At 36.3% G+C, this 16638-nt stretch carries 17 protein-coding genes and 1 tRNA gene (1 of these 18 only partly in view); 8 read left to right on the forward strand and 10 right to left on the reverse strand.

Annotation, left to right across the window (positions count from 1 at the left end; translation table 11 throughout):
- The 5 genes from B3I52_RS02455 to B3I52_RS02475 form a co-directional block, all read right to left on the reverse strand.
- A tRNA-Ser gene (locus tag B3I52_RS02455) sits at positions 1–60 on the reverse strand (it extends 134 nt beyond the left edge of the window).
- 126 nt (positions 61–186) lie between these two features.
- Positions 187–1167, reverse strand: a complete 981-nt coding sequence (locus tag B3I52_RS02460) for a YihY/virulence factor BrkB family protein (protein ID WP_293298251.1) — start codon at positions 1165–1167, stop codon at positions 187–189.
- Positions 1168–1277: 110 nt separating this feature from the next.
- Positions 1278–1685 carry an acyl-CoA thioesterase gene (locus B3I52_RS02465; RefSeq protein ID WP_293298253.1) on the reverse strand — a complete coding sequence of 136 codons (408 nt, stop codon included), beginning with the start codon at positions 1683–1685 and terminating at the stop codon, positions 1278–1280.
- The gene (gene mltG / locus B3I52_RS02470) at positions 1685–2731 is read right to left on the reverse strand and encodes an endolytic transglycosylase MltG (RefSeq protein WP_293298255.1); all 1047 of its coding nucleotides are present in this window, start codon (positions 2729–2731) and stop codon (positions 1685–1687) included. Before mltG ends, B3I52_RS02465 begins: the two co-directional genes overlap by 1 nt.
- A gap of 5 nt (positions 2732–2736) precedes the next feature.
- Complete coding sequence (locus tag B3I52_RS02475) at positions 2737–3504, reverse strand: PASTA domain-containing protein (RefSeq protein ID WP_293298258.1); 768 nt, start codon at positions 3502–3504, stop codon at positions 2737–2739.
- A gap of 232 nt (positions 3505–3736) precedes the next feature.
- Here B3I52_RS02475 and B3I52_RS02480 point away from each other — a divergent pair, with 232 nt between their 5' ends.
- Positions 3737–4717, forward strand: a complete 981-nt coding sequence (locus tag B3I52_RS02480) for a D-alanine--D-alanine ligase (protein WP_293298261.1) — start codon at positions 3737–3739, stop codon at positions 4715–4717.
- Between the two features lie 92 nt (positions 4718–4809).
- On the opposite strand, the gene B3I52_RS02485 is transcribed toward B3I52_RS02480, so the two are convergent.
- On the reverse strand, positions 4810–6234 hold the full coding sequence (locus B3I52_RS02485; RefSeq protein WP_293298264.1) for an MATE family efflux transporter: 1425 nt from the start codon (positions 6232–6234) through the stop codon (positions 4810–4812).
- A gap of 256 nt (positions 6235–6490) precedes the next feature.
- Entirely contained in the window at positions 6491–6910 is a 420-nt protein-coding gene (locus B3I52_RS02490) for an acyl-CoA thioesterase (protein WP_293298266.1), read from the reverse strand.
- A gap of 163 nt (positions 6911–7073) precedes the next feature.
- Here B3I52_RS02490 and mqnE point away from each other — a divergent pair, with 163 nt between their 5' ends.
- The 3 genes from mqnE (at position 7074) to B3I52_RS02505 (ending at position 9689) form a co-directional block, all read left to right on the forward strand.
- Entirely contained in the window at positions 7074–8261 is a 1188-nt protein-coding gene (gene mqnE / locus B3I52_RS02495; protein WP_293298268.1) for an aminofutalosine synthase MqnE, read from the forward strand.
- 75 nt (positions 8262–8336) lie between these two features.
- Positions 8337–8954: a histidine phosphatase family protein gene (locus B3I52_RS02500; RefSeq protein ID WP_293298271.1), complete on the forward strand. Its 618-nt coding sequence runs from the start codon at positions 8337–8339 to the stop codon at positions 8952–8954.
- Positions 8955–8957: 3 nt separating this feature from the next.
- Positions 8958–9689 carry a menaquinone biosynthetic enzyme MqnA/MqnD family protein gene (locus B3I52_RS02505; protein WP_293298273.1) on the forward strand — a complete coding sequence of 244 codons (732 nt, stop codon included), beginning with the start codon at positions 8958–8960 and terminating at the stop codon, positions 9687–9689.
- A 13-nt stretch (positions 9690–9702) separates the two neighbouring features.
- On the opposite strand, the gene B3I52_RS02510 is transcribed toward B3I52_RS02505, so the two are convergent.
- Both B3I52_RS02510 and B3I52_RS02515 read right to left on the reverse strand, forming a co-directional pair.
- Complete coding sequence (locus B3I52_RS02510) at positions 9703–10083, reverse strand: response regulator (RefSeq protein WP_293298275.1); 381 nt, start codon at positions 10081–10083, stop codon at positions 9703–9705.
- A 269-nt stretch (positions 10084–10352) separates the two neighbouring features.
- Positions 10353–10760, reverse strand: a complete 408-nt coding sequence (locus tag B3I52_RS02515; protein WP_293298277.1) for a hypothetical protein — start codon at positions 10758–10760, stop codon at positions 10353–10355.
- A gap of 236 nt (positions 10761–10996) precedes the next feature.
- Here B3I52_RS02515 and mutS point away from each other — a divergent pair, with 236 nt between their 5' ends.
- Genes mutS through B3I52_RS02535 form a run of 4 tightly spaced genes read left to right on the forward strand, consistent with a single transcriptional unit; the run spans position 10997 to position 15280 of the window.
- Positions 10997–13606: a DNA mismatch repair protein MutS gene (gene mutS / locus B3I52_RS02520; protein ID WP_293298280.1), complete on the forward strand. Its 2610-nt coding sequence runs from the start codon at positions 10997–10999 to the stop codon at positions 13604–13606.
- Between the two features lie 38 nt (positions 13607–13644).
- Positions 13645–14139: a C40 family peptidase gene (locus B3I52_RS02525; protein WP_293298283.1), complete on the forward strand. Its 495-nt coding sequence runs from the start codon at positions 13645–13647 to the stop codon at positions 14137–14139.
- A complete protein-coding gene (locus B3I52_RS02530; RefSeq protein ID WP_293298286.1) occupies positions 14139–14645 on the forward strand; it encodes a TlpA disulfide reductase family protein in 507 nt (168 codons plus the stop codon). The genes B3I52_RS02525 and B3I52_RS02530 overlap by 1 nt, the downstream gene beginning before the upstream one ends.
- Before the next feature lie 17 nt (positions 14646–14662).
- A complete protein-coding gene (locus tag B3I52_RS02535) occupies positions 14663–15280 on the forward strand; it encodes a thioredoxin family protein (protein ID WP_293298288.1) in 618 nt (205 codons plus the stop codon).
- Positions 15281–15352: 72 nt separating this feature from the next.
- On the opposite strand, the gene B3I52_RS02540 is transcribed toward B3I52_RS02535, so the two are convergent.
- Positions 15353–16633, reverse strand: a complete 1281-nt coding sequence (locus B3I52_RS02540) for a nucleoside recognition domain-containing protein (RefSeq protein WP_293298290.1) — start codon at positions 16631–16633, stop codon at positions 15353–15355.
- Positions 16634–16638: the final 5 nt, after the last annotated feature.

Consider the following 16638-nt stretch of genomic DNA (forward strand, 5'->3'; position numbering starts at 1 on the left):
GGACCTGTTACAGTCAACAGTTTTCAAGACTGCCGCATTCGACCACTCTGCCAGCTCTCCTCCGCAAAAGTACAAAAACGGGGCAATTCTGCAAACTTAAGAAAGGGTATTTTACTAACTTTTCTTTAAGTGCTTCGTTGTCAGTATTAAAAAATATGGAATAGGAGATGATGGAAGAAAAAGTAACTATTTTTTATTGTCAGTATTGCCACTTTTAAACAGATTGAAGTTAGGCCTAATAATTTTTACACTTCTTTTTGATAAATCTACACTGGCATTGAGTTCAAAGCCTATCAATAAAATAAAGGAGTTTAGATAAAGCCAAATCATAATTACCATTAAAGTGCCAATAGAGCCATAAAGTTTATTGTAAGCACTAAAATGATTGATGTAGAAAGAAAATCCCCAGATGGTTAAAAAAGCTAAGATAGTAGCCAGCCACGAACCTGCACTAAAAAACTTCCACTTTTTAGCGTGTGCTGGGCCATATCGGTACAAAATAGACACGTTGATGAAATACAATGCCCCCAACAATGCCCATTGCGTCAATTTGATAAGGTAAATAGTTAAGTTGCCGTCGTACGCTATTTCTTTTTTGAGGTAGTTGATGGTAATTTCGCCCAGTGTCATGGCGGCAATGCACAAAATCATAGAAACTACTAATACCATAGTTAATATTAACGCAACTAACCTTCGTTTTAACAAAGTCCTGGTTTCTACAATTAAGGAAGATTTATTAAAAGCCATCATTAAATTATGGATACCATTAGTGGCAAAAAATAAAGACAGAAAAAAACCTATAGAAAGCAAGCTGCCGTTTTGGATGTTTACAATGTCATTAATAGTGGCTTCGAATGCTAAGAAAGCATTGGTTGGTAGTACAAGCGCCAATAAAGACATTAATCCTTCTTGAAAACCAATACGTTTTGGGATGTATGGAATTAAGGTAAATAAAAATATGATGCCAGGAAAAATGGCCAACATAAAGTTATAGGCAAGCGAAGATGCTTTGTTTACTAAGGTGTCTTTTCCAATTTCTTTAAAGAAAAATGTAGCAACAGTGTAAATAGGCAAGGGGCTAAAACCCGGTAGCACACAAACTTTAGTCCACTCTATAAATTTAGAATAGAGCTTAAATTTTAAAAGTTGCTTGTGTAGCCAATTCATTTATGGATATTGTATTGCTAAATGGTGTTATTGTTACGTTGTAAAGTTTAAAAGTTGCCCGAAAAAATTGCTATTGTGCCTTTGTAGTTAAAAAAATCGCAACTCGTCAATCAAAAAAACTGCCTTACATTTTTCATAAAATTTTCTGGCGGATGGCATGGCCTACGGGTTTCTTTATCTACAAAAACTAACGTTGTTTTACCAATATTAATCAGTTCTTTTGCTTCATTATAAATTTCGTATTCTACATTTAAACGCACAGTGGGCAATTCTTTTACTATAGATTTTATGGTTAATACTTGATTATACAAGGCAGGCTTTAAGTATTTTGATTGCAGTTCTAAAATCGGGAGCATTACGCCATCGGCCTCCATAGAAGCGTAGGTCATGCCAGAACAGGCTTCAAAACATTCGGTACGGGCAATTTCATAATATTGAGCATAGTTTCCGTGATAAACAACACCCATTTGGTCGGTTTCGGCATATCTCACTTTAACCTGTGTTTCGTAAGTAAACATTATCTAAATATATTTCTCTTATTTAAGGCTTCTCTATATTTCTTAGCGTTAATGTTGTGTTCTTGTACGGTAGCCGCAAAATTATGATAGCCAGAAAAATCTTCTTTGGCACACATATACAAATAATTGTTGTCTTCTTTATTTAAAACAGCATCTATTGCACTAATACTTGGCATATTAATTGGGCCTGGAGGCAAGCCAACATATTTGTAGGTATTATACTTAGAATCTACAGCTAATAATGCACCTGTAACACGTTTTACGGTAAAATCGCCATTGGCAAAAATTACCGTTGGGTCTGCTTGTAATAACATCCCTTTTTTAAGGCGATTTAAATACAGTCCCGCAATGATTGGCATTTCCCTATCGTAAAGTGCTTCGGCATCAACAATAGAAGCTAAAATAGTTGCTTTTATAGGATCTAGACCTAAAGCATCGGCTTTTGCTCTGCGTTTATTATTCCAAAACTTTAGGTATTCCGCGTTCATCTTCTTAAAAAAATCTTCTGGCGACGTGTTCCACCACATTTCATAAGTGTTTGGAATAAACATGGTATATACGGTTTGCGTATTAAAGCCATATTTTTCTACAAATACCGCCGAATCTAACAAACGGATAAAAGCTAACGAATCGGCTTCTAGGTTTTTAGCAAGTAAAGCAGCAAAGTTTTCTTTTTTTCTAATATTTTGAAATTTCAGCTTTACGGCTTCTTGGTTTCCCGCCTTTAGCATATTAATTAGCGTACGGTTGTTCATTCCTTCTTTTAAACGATACTTGCCGGGTTTTAAAGGTCCTTGTAAGTCCATTTTTTCTGCTGCTTCCCAAAACGTACCAATATCATTTAATACTTTTTTGTAACGAAGGTCGGTTACCAAATCTTCAAATACATAGCCTGTTTTAACGTAAAGATATTTCTCGTTACCGGTTACATTGGCGGCAAAGTAGGTTTGGTAAAATTTGACACCCAAATATCCGCCAATAATTAAAACAATAGCAAAAATGGCTGCGGCAATCTTAATGTTTTTATTTTTTGATTTGGTATTCATGTATTTTATGGTTTGTTGGCAAGCGTTATATTTATTGGTGTACCAATACGTACCTTGGTTACACTATCGGTAGCTAATGGAAATTGATTAATGATGACTGCATTAGCCGTATCGGTAATGGTGCCTTGATAGCTAATGATACCGATAGTAAGCATAGCACCTTTTAAGGAGAATTTAGCTTCGTCAATAGTTAATCCTGTTAAGTTTGGTAACTCTACATCTTCGTTGCCACGACCATCGCCCAATACTAAGTTTATCCTCGAGCCTTTTGGCAAACTTTCGCCTGTTTTAATTGGTTGCCCACCAAATAATACTTCAAGCACTACATCTTTAGCTACATCAGGTTTATAAGTAGTATCGCCCAATTTTAAGCCATAACTTTCAATAATCGATTTGGCTTCACGTAACGATTTGGCTTCGATATCGGGAAACCTAACATTAGGTGCCTGATTGGTGTTGATAGTGAGATAAATAGTCCTATTGTCTTTTACAAAGGTTTCAGGGTTTGGGTCTTGGTCGGTAACAATGCCCGGTGGTTGATCTTGAATATAAACAGAGTCTATCTCGTAACGTAAACCCAGTCCTTCCAGTTTACTAATCGCATCTTCAACTTTTAGCCCTTTTAAAGAAGGTACATTTAAACCTTCGCCATGTTTGGTATAATAACGAAGACTAAAAAATGCAATTAATAGCAAACCAAAAAAAGTGCAAACCGCTGCAATTAGATTTCTTCTGAACGATTTGGTTTTAAGGTACTCGGTAAAGTTGCCCATTAGCAGTTTATATTTTATAATTTGAAGTCCAAATTTAGGTTAAAAAAATATTTATCATAAATTAAAAACAAATCTACCTAATTTTACGGCAACATATTGTTAAAAGAAGTTTAAGATACCCCCTTATTTTGATTAGGATAAAAGTAATTTTATCCCAAAATAATTTAATTAACGGTACCTTATGTTTTATGCACAGTCTAAATTATTTAAACTTTAACCAATTATATCGTAAATGAAAAAAAACATAGCGTTGTTAACAGGTGGAACCACAGGGGAGTGGATTGTATCAGTAAAAAGTGCTGCAACTATTGCACAAAACATTGATACGGATAAGTATGAGGTATATAAGATTATGCTTACCGAAACCGGATGGTTTTACGAACCTGCAGATTCGGTAAAAATTGAAGTAGATAAAAATGATTTTTCAATTACGGTAAAAGGTAAAAAGATAGTGTTTGATGGCGTTTTTATTGTAATACATGGTTCGCCGGGAGAGGATGGGAAACTACAAGGCTATTTTGATATGCTAGGTATCCCTTATACTACTTGTAATGCGCTAACTAGCGCTATAACTATGAACAAGGGTTATACAAAAGCTGTTGTAGATGGAATTAAAAATTTAAACGTAGCTAAGTCGCTGCAATTATTTAAAGAAGAATACAATATTGCCGATGTAAAAAACCAGCTTAAACTGCCCTTATTTGTAAAACCAAACAACGGTGGTAGCAGTATTGGTATGAGCAAGGTGAAAAGCTTTGAGGAATTACAAAGTGCTTTGGACAAAGCTTTTAACGAAGATACTCAAGTATTGGTAGAAGAGTTTGTAGAAGGCAGGGAATTTTCTATTGGGGTATTTAAAAGCAAAGGAGAAATTATAGTACTGCCAACTACCGAAGTTAAGACTACTAACGAATTTTTTGATTTCGATGCAAAATACACCCCTGGAGCTACAGAGGAAATTACCCCCGGTTACATGACAGATGAAGAGAAAAGTAGAGTAGAGCAGGTTGTAACTGCTGTTTATCAGAAATTAAACTGTCGCGGTATTGTACGTATCGATTATTTCTTGGAACACGGTACAGGAAATTTCTATTTTATCGAAATTAATACCATACCTGGGCAAACAGCAACTAGTTTTATTCCCCAGCAAGTAGCTGCAATGGGTATGAAATTACAAGATTTTTATACGCAAGTACTAGAAGAAACAATATAGAAATTTTGACATCATTTAGATTATAGGGAGAAATCTAACGCTTAAATATGATGCGTTAGATTTCTCCTTTTTTCTGTTAAAATGACGTTTTGTTAAACTGCTGTTTTCTTCCAATTTCCTTTCCTAAAGATAAAAAAGGAAGCAATTGTAATACCAATTTCCGCTACAGGAATGGCAATAAAGACACCCGTAGGGCCCATATTTATATATTTGGCCAAAAAGTAGGCAAAGGGTATCTGAAATAACCAAAAAGCAATGATGTTGATTTTGGTTGGCGTCCAAGTATCGCCAGCACCGTTAAACGCACTTATAAATACCATTCCAATTCCGTAAATAATAAAACCATAACTTAAAATCCTTAAAGCTTCTACCGCAATAGCTCTAACCTGGTGATCTTCGGTAAAGAATGCCGTGAAGAAATGCCCGCAGGCTAAAAACAATACCATTACTACGCCCATAAAAATTATCGAATATTTGATAGTAAGTAAAACAGCTTGTTCTGCTCTATCCATGCTGCCTGCACCCATATTTTGTCCAACAAGTGTAGCGGCGGCATTGCTTAACCCCCATGCGGGCAACATAAAGAACATCATTAACCTCAAAGCAATCTGATAACCGGCCGAACCATGGTCGCCACCAGTAGTTGCTACTAATTCAGCCAAGAAAATCCAGCTACATGAAGCAATGATAAACTGTAAAACCGCAGGTGCTGCAATTTTCACAATGGCTTTCATTTGTTCTATTTGTGGTTTTAAGTAGGCTAGCTTCATTTTTAAATTGCCACTACCTTTTGCCAAATGATAAATTTGGAACAGTACGCCTGTACCTCTACCAATAGCCGTAGCCAAAGCGGCACCGGTTAATCCCATTGCCGGTATGGGGCCAAACCCACGTATTAAAATAGGGCATAAAATGATATTGATAATATTGGCTAACCATAAACTTTGCATAGCAATAGCAGCGTTACCTGCACCTCTAAAAATACCGTTAATTAAGAATAATAGCATAATAACTACGCTAGTTCCCATCATAATTTGCATAAACGTTACGCCTTCAGTAGCAGTGGCTTCTGAAGCGCCCATTAACAGTAAAATCTCTTTTGCAAATATTAATCCAGCAAGGCTGATGACGATAACCACCGTTAAAGCTAAGGCAATGGTTTGCATACCTGCTTTTGCAGCGGCTTCACTATTTTTCTCGCCAATTCTACGAGCAACAACAGCAGTAGCGGCCATTCCTAAACCCATGGCCAAAGAGTAAATAATGGTTAGTACAGATTCGGTTAAACCTACAATCTGAATAGCTTCTGCGCTGTTGGGTAAGTGTCCAACAAAATAAAGATCTACTAGTACAAAAACTGATTCCATGATCATTTCTAACATCATTGGAATAGCTAAAAGCACAATAGCTTTTCTGATACTGATGGAAGTATAATCAATTTCAGCGCCCTTAAAAGCCTGAACAAGTACATTAAAAAATTTAGACAAACGTGTTGTTGCCCTAGTAGGTTGTAACATATATAAAAATAATAAAAAGAAAATACCATGAGATGCCGACAAACGACATCGATTAATTGTTTTTTTGATGTAGGAGCCCTCGCTTAGTTAAGCTATTCTGATACGGAAGCTAAAAAACTTCATGGTTCTTAAGATTTTGATGAGTACAAAAGTAGAGAAAAAATTGAAAATATACATAACATTTTTCCTCATCGTTAGAAACAATTTGTCCCATTTTTTCAGGAAAATAATCTTAAAGTTGTTCGCTTACATTAGATTAAATACTATAAGCATCAATCATTTCTTGTGTAACTTTACAAGAACGCTGTGTTTTCAAATCAATCATTACATATTCGAAAATCCCATCTGAAGAAACTTTACCAGTTTTTTTATTAATAATTTCGAACTGTACATTACTGCCTTTTTCGTTCATTTCTAAAATGCCAGTTTTAACAATCAGTTGGTCGCCCATTTTTAAGGCACGTTTAAACGAAATGGTTACCTTAGATACTACCCAGCCATAACCCAATTCTTCGAATTTTTCCCAGCTCATGCCATAAAATTTATCCATTTGCTCGTAACGGGCGGCTAACACGTAGTCTAGGTATTTACTATTATGTACATGGTTAAACATATCAATATCATCCGGACGCACAGTTAGCTCACTTTCGAAAATGCTATATTGGTTTTGTATCATGGTGCAAAGGTAAGTTGTTTAGTTGGTTTGTTGTTTGGTTTTTTAGATTACTAATTAACGAAATTCGTCAATTAGGGGTCAATATCATCGCACTTTCTGACTTCCGACTTCCGACTATTAAACAATAAAACGTACTTTTGCGTAAATCTTAAGGAGAAAAATAGTGCAATCGTTAGCTATACTTATACAAAACCCAAACTTAGCCCAGCCATTAAAAGATATTGCCATAAAAGTAAAAAATGGCTTGCGTATTAGTTTTGATGAAGGCGTTTATCTTTATGAACATGCCGAATTAAGCTATTTAGGAACATTGGCCAATTACATCCGTGAGAAAAAACATGGAGATCTAACCTATTTTAATAGGAATTTTCACATTGAACCTACCAATATTTGTGTGTACGATTGCAAGTTTTGCTCTTATAGCCGAATGATTAAGCAACGTGAAGAAGGCTGGGAAATGGAAGTAGATGGCATGATTGATATTCTTAAGAAATACGATGATGAAGCGGTAACCGAAGTACACATAACCGGCGGTGTGGTGCCTAAGCAAAACTTAGATTTTTACGCTGATTTTTTTCGTAAAGCAAAAGCACACAGACCTGATTTACATATCAAAGCGCTTACACCAGTAGAGTATTACTACATCTTTAAAAAGGCGAAATTAAGTCATTATGATGGTATGAAATATTTGCAGGAGGCAGGCTTGGATTCGATGCCTGGCGGCGGTGCCGAAATTTTTCATCCAGAGGTGAGAGAAAAGATTGCTCACGATAAATGTAATGCAGAGCAATGGTTGGATATTCACGAGCAATCTCACAAGTTGGGCATGCGCTCCAATGCAACCATGCTTTACGGGCATATCGAACAGTTTTGGCACAGGGTAGATCACATGGAACGCTTACGCCAATTACAAGATAAAACAGGAGGTTTCCAAGCTTTCATTCCGTTGAAATTTAGGAACCAGAACAACCAAATGAGTGATGTGCCTGAGGTTTCTGTAGTAGAAGACTTACGCAATTATGCCATTGCCCGTATCTATTTAGATAATTTCGAGCATATTAAAGCTTATTGGGCTATGATTAGTAGAGAAACTGCTCAACTAAGTTTAAATTTTGGTGTAGATGATATTGATGGCACTTTAGATGATACCACTAAAATTTATTCGATGGCTGGTGCAGAAGAGCAAACTCCTGCCATGAGTACTAAAGAGCTGGTTGACCTGATTAGGAATGTAAAACGCAAACCAATTGAACGCGACACATTATACAATGTTGTTACCGACTATACAGATCATGTTTTTGAAGAAGATGTGAAACCATCATATTATAAATTACCGGTTGTTAACCCCTAAATCCCCAAAGGGGACTTCATGGTGTGAATACTTAAAACATTAAATTTTTAAAAAGCTCCTTTAAGGGGTTGGGGTATGAAAGAACTATATATCATCCGCCACGGCGAAACAGAACTTAATAGATTAGGAATAGTACAAGGTAGGGGCGTAAATGCCGAATTAAATGCTACTGGAATTGCACAAGCAGCAGCCTTTTTTAACACCTACCATTCGGTTAAATTTGATAAGATATATACTTCATCTTTAACAAGAACACATCAAACAGTTAAAGAGTTTATAGACCTAGGTTTGGCTTGGGAACAATTAGAAGGATTAGATGAGTTAGCTTGGGGAGAATGGGAAGGCAAACCAAACACCGAAGAAGCGAGAATAGCTTTTAGGGCCGTGGTTAAAGAATGGCAATTGGGCAATTACGATGCGAAGTTTAGCGGAGGCGAAAGTCCGAATGAAGTTGGTGCTCGTATGGCCAAAGCAATGGAGCATATTACAAAGCAAAGCGAAGAAAAATGTATTCTAATCTGCATGCACGGTCGAGCAATGCGTTTGCTGTTGTGTATGTTGCTTAACAAACCATTTAGTGACATGGAAGAATTTCCGCATTCAAATACAACGTTGTACCGCCTACAATACAATGGAGAAAAATTTACGCTACTCGACTCAAATAATATTTCACATTTAGCACAATTATCATAAGCTTTGAATAAAATTAAAGTTTCATCGGTTTCATATACCAATTCTAAACCTTTTATTTATGGTTTGCAACATTCACCAGTTTCAGAACAGATAGATTTAAGCCTAGATAATCCGGCAGATTGCGCACAAAAGCTTATCGAAAACAAGGTTGATATTGGCTTAATACCAGTTGCGGCCATTCCGTTTGTACCCAATGCACAAATTATCAGTTCGTTTTGTATTGGCTCTGTAGGGGCTGTAAATTCTGTTTTTATATTTTCTAACCTACCCGTAGAAGAAATCAAAACCGTTAAATTAGATCTACAATCTCGTACTTCAAACAACTTAGCGAAGGTTTTATTAAAAAAGCACTTTAAGGTAGAAGTAAGCTTTACCACAGACCAAACTGCAGAAACTGATGCCATTGTACTGATAGGTGATAGAACTTTTGGTAAAAAAGATGATTTTAACTATGCTTACGATATGGGCGAGGAGTGGATGAAATTTACCGGGCTACCTTTTATGTACGCCGCATGGGTGGCCAACAAACCGCTTCCAGCAGATTTTTTAAAAGATTTCGATACTGCGCTAGCTAAAGGAATTGCCAATATTACGACAGTAATTGAGGGTTTGCCATTTACAACAGGCATAGACATGACAGATTATCTACTTCATAAATTAAATTTCGAGCTTACGGCCGATAAACTAAAAGGTAAAGAACTATTCTTAAGCTTAATCAATGAAGTAAACGTTTAAATTGAAATATCCGCTAAAAGGCAGTACGGCTATAATAATCAATCCGTTGCACAAAGTCATTCAAATCAAAGGGTTTGTTAATGTAGCTATCTGCATCGCATTTAGCTTTAACTTTGTTTAAATGGTTGTTGCCCGACATCATAAGTACTGGAATACGATGCGTTCTGATATTTCTTTTTAGACTTAAACAAATATCTACACCATTTGCATCTGGTAAAAGCACATCTAGCACAATCATATCTGGTGTATGTTCTTCCATCTTTTGCCAAAAAGAATTGGCATTTTTGCATACCTCAACAGCATAGTCTTCTTCGGTTAATAAAAACTCAATAATGTCTGCAATGTTCACATTATCTTCTAATACGTAGATACATTTTTTAGTTTCAGTTTCCATAACATTAACTTTAATTAAATATATAAACAGCATTTATAAATCAGTAGTTTATGTTATTTATTCACATCTGTTAAGTTATTAACCTTTAATATATGGTAGGCAAGAAGTTATTTGCTGTAAGGAGCAGGGAGAAATATTACAAAAGCTATTTTCTAGTAAAAAGAAACGGGGATCAAACCTGTGTAGATTTCTCGATCCCCGCCATCTAAATTAACGCTCTCAGTAATATAAACAGTTTAAAAAACAATTTATTGTGCAACTGATATTTTTTATTTTTCTTTTTTAGCCACCTTTTGTTTAGCTACTTTTTCTTCAGTAGCTTTTTTCTTAGGAGCCGCTTTTATTTTTGTTTCTTTGGCGGGCTCTACTTTAGTTTCAGCTTTCTTTTTTGCGGTGGTTGTAGTTGTTATTTCCTCCTTAATAGGTTCTTGTAGTACTGGTTTGGTAGAAAGATAGCTTTCCAAAACCTGTTTTAGGTAAAGATCTGGTTTGGGCATATTAACCACCGTTCCAGGTTCTTTATCCTGGTTTTGTTTAATGTAAGCCGATTTAATTTTACCCCATTCTTTAGAGTATAATTTAATAAACATCTCCACAAACTCTTCGTGAGTGTATTTTTTAGGCAACCTACCTAACACTACTTGTATTTTTTCTTCTTTACGATGTAAAATTGCCATATCTTATTTTTAATATTTGGCAAATATAGGCATTAGTATTTGGCTCATAAAATGACGTATAGTCAAACCTAAAACAAAGCACCGTCGTTTATAAAACTTAAACGCTTATCATCGTTAACATCAACAAAGCTTTCTTAAAAAATTCCTGACTATCAACACGCTCAATAGTTTTCAACAAAAACGAGCCGTACACTTGGCAAATGGTATATTTACCTCTTTAGTAAATTAGGATAATTTTGGCCAAAGCAAATACAAAAGAAACCCCATTAATGCAGCAATATAACGCCATTAAGGCGAAATATCCGGGTGCATTATTGCTATTTAGGGTTGGAGATTTTTACGAAACATTTGGAGAAGATGCGGTTAAAACTGCCCAAATTTTGGGTATAGTTTTAACAAAGCGTGGCACAGGCCCAAATGGCGCATTAGAACTAGCTGGATTTCCGCATCATTCTTTAGAAAACTACCTCTCAAAATTGGTTAGGGCTGGGCAACGGGTAGCTATTTGTGACCAGTTGGAAGACCCCAAAATGACGAAAACCATTGTTAAACGTGGAGTTACCGAATTGGTTACACCGGGGGTTGCCTATAGTGATAACATTCTGAACCAAAAAAAGAACAACTATCTTGCTGCCGTTTATTTCGAAAAAAATGGCATGGGTGTTGCTTTTTGCGATATTTCTACCGGAGAATTTTTAGTTGCTCAGGGCAGTACCGAATACGTAGATAAGCTTTTACAAAGCTTTAAACCTACAGAAGTAGTGTTTCAAAAAAGTAAACGAAACGATTTTACCAGCTTGTTTGGCGATAAGTTTTACACTTTTCACATCGACGATTGGGCCTTTACCGAAGATTACGCTACCGAAGTTTTAACCAAACATTTCGAGGTTAATTCACTGAAAGGTTTTGGGGTAGATAAACTCAATGCTGGTATTGTAGCCGCAGGTGTGGTACTTTATTATCTTGGCGAAACAGAACATAGAAATCTTCAACACATTACGTCTATTTCTCGTGTTGAGGAAGAGAAATACATGTGGCTAGATCGTTTTACCATCCGTAATTTAGAATTGGTAAGTTCTGCTAACGATAATGCCGTAACCTTGTTTGAGGTGCTGGATGAGACCTGTACACCAATGGGAGCAAGATTATTGCACAAATGGATCATCATGCCGCTCAAAGAACTGAAACCTATTCAGGAACGCTTGGGCATGGTAGATTATTTGGTGAAAAACGAAATGCTTGCCGATGAACTTCTGCAGCACATTAAGCCTATCGGCGATTTAGAACGCCTAATTTCTAAAGTGGGTTTACAGAAAGCCGGACCAAGAGAACTGTTACAACTGAAACGTGCCTTAACACATACAGCAGAAATTAAGCGTTTGGCCGAAGAAAGCAAAAACCCGTATTTGGAGGTTTTAGCATCGCAGTTAAATCCTTGTACAACTATAAAAGACAAGTTAGAAAGAGAATTACAGCCCGATCCGCCAGCGTTATTGATCAAAGGAAATGTAATTGCCAATGGCATTGATGACGAATTGGACAGGTTACGCAAAATTGCTTTTGGTGGTAAAGAGTTTTTGGTAGAAATTCAGCGTAGAGAAATAGAAGCTACCGGTATTCCTTCCTTAAAAATATCTTTTAATAACGTTTTTGGCTATTATTTAGAAGTTACCCATACCCATAAAGATAAAGTGCCCGAAAGTTGGATTCGTAAGCAAACTTTGGTTAACGCAGAGCGATACATTACACCCGAGCTAAAAGAGTACGAAGAACAGATTTTAGGTGCCGAAGAAAAAATACAAGCCATTGAGGTTCGTTTGTACAACGAATTAATGTATCAGGTTGCTCATTTTATTAAACCGATACAATTAAATGCTTATTTGGTAGCGCAACTAGATGTTTTATTGTGTTTTGCACAATTGGCGGTTAAAAACTATTACACCAAGCCCGAGCTTAACAATAAAAAAGAGCTAGATATTAAAGGAGGTCGCCATCCGGTAATTGAAAAGCGTTTGCCAGTAGGCGAAGAATACATTACCAATGATGTGTATTTAGATAACGATACGCAACAAATCATGATGATAACCGGGCCCAACATGTCCGGAAAATCGGCTATTTTACGCCAAAGCGCTTTAATTGTATTGATGGCACAAATGGGGTGCTTTGTACCTGCAAAATCGGCTACCATTGGCATTGTAGATAAGATTTTTACAAGGGTAGGTGCTTCCGATAATCTTTCGAGCGGAGAAAGTACGTTTATGGTAGAAATGAACGAAACCGCCAGTATTTTAAATAATATTTCTGATAGAAGCCTAATTTTATTGGATGAAATTGGCCGTGGCACCAGTACTTACGACGGTATTTCTATTGCTTGGGCCATTGCAGAATATTTGCACGAACACCCAACAGCTAGGCCAAAAACCCTGTTTGCAACGCACTATCATGAGCTTAACGACTTAGAAAATACCATGAGTCGCATTAAGAACTTTAATGTTACCAGTAAAGAATTGCAGAACAAGATTATTTTCTTGCGTAAACTGGTTCCGGGTGGCAGCGAGCATAGTTTTGGTATTCAAGTGGCTAAAATGGCAGGTATGCCAGCAAAACTGATAGGTAGAGCTAACGAAATTTTGAAACGTTTAGAGATAGATAGAACTGAAGGGCAAAGTGTGAAAGACAGTATCAAAAAAGTTCAAAATCAGGCCTATCAGTTACAAATGTTCGCTATCGATGATCCTGTGCTAGTTAAAATTCGTGATTCTTTGAATAACTTAGATGTAAATACCTTAACTCCGGTAGAAGCGTTATTAAAATTAGACGAAATACAACGATTGATAAAGAATTAATTTTACCCTTCTCGTCATTACGAGGTATGTTTTAAATTATGAGAGTACAAAAAAGTCAATTAGTATGGTTGAGCCTTGTTTTGATGTTATTTGTAGCTTCTTGTGGCTCAAGAAAACACACGAATAATACCAATGCATCTCGTGCTGCCGATGCAATGGCTAACTTGAAAAGTAAGCCCCTTTATCGATTTATTACTAGCTGGACTGGCGTGAGGTACAAATTAGGTGGTTTAGATAAAAGTGGGATAGATTGTTCTGGCTTTGCTTATTTGCTGCAAAAAGATATTTACGGAAAAACCTTGCCCCGTAGATCAAAAGATCAAGCTAATGCGATTAAAAAGAAAAGTTTTGGCAACCTAAAAGAAGGCGATCTGATTTTCTTTTCTTTCGGAGGTAGAGAGGTTGATCATGTAGGTATATACTTAAATGGCGATTTTTTTGTACACGCTTCAACTACCAGAGGCGTAATTGTTGATGATTTGACTATGCCTGTGTACCAAAAAGCTATTGTTAAAACCGGAACCTTAAACTGATGAGAAAATATTTGTTTATAATAATTGCCTTAGTTGTTTTTGTATTACCTGTTAAATCACAGCAGAATAGCAGTAATTTACAAGTTAAATTATTAACTTTAAATGAATTAGAGCAACGGATAGCTAAAGGAAAAGATACTACCTATGTGGTTAATTTTTGGGCAACTTGGTGTGGCCCTTGTGTTGAAGAACTGCCTTATTTTGAAAAACTAAGTACCGAAAACGCTAAAAAACCGTTTAAAGTGATACTGATAAGTTTAGATTTTAAATCGAAATTAAAAACAGCAGTAATACCATTTGTGGTTAAAAATAAAATTAAAGCTGAGGTTTATGTGATAAATGAAATAGATCAGCAAAAATATATAGATCGTATAGACAAAAACTGGTCGGGGGCAATACCTGCCACTTTAATTTTAAATACGGCTAAAAAAGTACGCGGATTTTACGAACAAGCATTTACCTACGAACAATTAACCAAAGCTATTTCTACATTAGTTAAACCATAATCTCTTAAATAAAAATAATGATGAAAAAGTTAATGTTAGCATGTTTTGTACTTCTTTTGGCAAGCACGTTAAATGCTCAAAATGGTTATCAAGTAGGCGATTTAGCTTCAGATTTTAATTTAAAAAACATTGATGGCAAGCAGGTATCTTTGGCAAGTTATAAAGATGCCAAAGGTTATATTGTGATATTTACTTGTAACACCTGCCCGGTTTCTAAAGCATACGAAAGCCGCAAAGAAGAATTAAACAAAAAATATGCTGCCAAAGGTTACCCTGTAGTGGCCATCAATACCAACGACCCTGTGGCATCGCCAGGCGATACTTATGAAAAAATGCAACAAAGAGCTAAAGAGAAAAATTTCAGCTATGCTTATTTATTAGATCCTGATCATGTTTATACGAAGAAATACGGCGCTATGCGAACTCCGCATGTTTTTGTGCTGCAGAAAACCAAAAAAGGAAACGAAGTAGCTTACATTGGCGCTATCGATAATGACCAGCAACTAGAAAATCCACAAAGAGAAAATTATGTGCAAAATGCCGTAAATCAGTTGTTACAAGGAGAGAAGCCTAGCGTGGCATCAACCAAAGCTATTGGTTGCACCATAAAATGGAAAAAAGAAGCAAGCAAATAATAAGTTGATTATTAACAACAAAAAAAGCCACTCTTACTTCAAAAAGAGTGGCTTTTTTATTGCAACTAAATTTTAAGCAGCATTGCCGAAAAGTAAATAAGCTAAACCTATGGCAGTACATACGCCCACTAAATCTGCAAATAACATAGTGCCTATAGCATAACGTGTGTTTTTAACCGAAACCGAACCAAAATACACCGCAATTACATAAAAAGTAGTATCTGCAGCACCTTGAAAAACCCCCGAAAGTTTACTCGCAAACGAATCTGGTCCATAAGCTGTCATCGTATCTACCATCATACCTCTGGCGCCACCACCACTTAACGGACGTATAAGCGCTGTTGGCAAGGCTTCTACAAAGCGGGTATCAGCTCCAAAAAAGTTAAAGAAATTTTTAATTCCTAAAATAACCACATCAAAAGTTCCGCTGGTACGCAGCATACTAATGGCTACTAACATACCTACCAAGTAAGGTATAATTTTTACTGCTGTTTCAAATCCACCTTTAGCGCCATCAACAAAGGCATCAAAAACATCTATCTTCTTGTAAACACCGCCTAACAAAATAGCCAGCACAATAAAGAGAATAACACCACTGCTTAATGTTCCAGAAAAGGAGGCAATATCTTTTGAGTTTAAAGTGGTAATGTACCAAACCAATAAACCAATTACAGCGCTAATGCTTAATATCCAACCTAAAATTACTGGTTGAAAAATGTTGATCTTTTGCTTGAAAGAAACAATGAGCATGGCTGTCATGGTACCAACAAAAGTTACAATTAAGCAAGGAATAAAGATATCTGTAGGATCTGAAGCATTGGAAGAAGCCCTTAATGCAATAACACTTACCGGAATTAAACTTAAACCTGCAGCGTGTAAGCATAAGAACATAATTTGAGAGTTGCTCGCCACTGCTTTGTTAGGGTTAAGCTCCTGCAAGCTTTCCATGGCTTTTAAACCGAAAGGAGTGGCCGCATTATCTAATCCCAGTAAATTGGCAGAGAAATTCATGACCATGTGCCCGGTAGCGGGATGCCCCTTTGGAACTTCTGGAAATAGTTTAGAGAAAAAAGGCCCAACAATTTTAGATAACAATCGAATACCGCCGGCTTTCTCAGCAATGCTCATTAAGCCCATAAAAAATGCCAATACCCCAATGAGTTTTAAGCACATTTCTACTGCATTCCAACAGGTTTGTATTACGCCATCAACCTTAGTGAGATTGGTAGGGTCATCGGCTTTGCCAATTATCATCCAGCTAAATATTTCTGTTTGACCAAAAAAGAAGCATTTAATAGCAGCTACTGTAATAGCCACAATAATAAATGCCGACCAAATTCTACTTAATGCCATTTGTT

It is taken from the genome of Pedobacter sp. UBA4863 (genome assembly GCF_002399615.1).
Classification (GTDB): domain Bacteria; phylum Bacteroidota; class Bacteroidia; order Sphingobacteriales; family Sphingobacteriaceae; genus Pedobacter.

Bases quoted from the DNA above. Each gene is read 5' to 3' on its own strand.
- B3I52_RS02530 (WP_293298286.1), top strand. From the start codon at position 14,139: ATGAGAAAATATTTGTTTATAATAATTGCCTTAGTTGTTTTTGTATTA.
- B3I52_RS02460 (WP_293298251.1), bottom strand. From the start codon at position 1,167: ATGAATTGGCTACACAAGCAACTTTTAAAATTTAAGCTCTATTCTAAA.
- B3I52_RS02510 (WP_293298275.1), bottom strand. From the start codon at position 10,083: ATGGAAACTGAAACTAAAAAATGTATCTACGTATTAGAAGATAATGTG.
- B3I52_RS02480 (WP_293298261.1), top strand. From the start codon at position 3,737: ATGAAAAAAAACATAGCGTTGTTAACAGGTGGAACCACAGGGGAGTGG.
- B3I52_RS02535 (WP_293298288.1), top strand. From the start codon at position 14,663: ATGATGAAAAAGTTAATGTTAGCATGTTTTGTACTTCTTTTGGCAAGC.
- B3I52_RS02465 (WP_293298253.1), bottom strand. From the start codon at position 1,685: ATGTTTACTTACGAAACACAGGTTAAAGTGAGATATGCCGAAACCGAC.
- B3I52_RS02500 (WP_293298271.1), top strand. From the start codon at position 8,337: ATGAAAGAACTATATATCATCCGCCACGGCGAAACAGAACTTAATAGA.
- B3I52_RS02540 (WP_293298290.1), bottom strand. From the start codon at position 16,633: ATGGCATTAAGTAGAATTTGGTCGGCATTTATTATTGTGGCTATTACA.
- B3I52_RS02485 (WP_293298264.1), bottom strand. From the start codon at position 6,234: ATGTTACAACCTACTAGGGCAACAACACGTTTGTCTAAATTTTTTAAT.
- mltG (WP_293298255.1), bottom strand. From the start codon at position 2,731: ATGAATACCAAATCAAAAAATAAAAACATTAAGATTGCCGCAGCCATT.
- B3I52_RS02515 (WP_293298277.1), bottom strand. From the start codon at position 10,760: ATGGCAATTTTACATCGTAAAGAAGAAAAAATACAAGTAGTGTTAGGT.
- B3I52_RS02490 (WP_293298266.1), bottom strand. From the start codon at position 6,910: ATGATACAAAACCAATATAGCATTTTCGAAAGTGAGCTAACTGTGCGT.
- B3I52_RS02475 (WP_293298258.1), bottom strand. From the start codon at position 3,504: ATGGGCAACTTTACCGAGTACCTTAAAACCAAATCGTTCAGAAGAAAT.
- B3I52_RS02525 (WP_293298283.1), top strand. From the start codon at position 13,645: ATGAGAGTACAAAAAAGTCAATTAGTATGGTTGAGCCTTGTTTTGATG.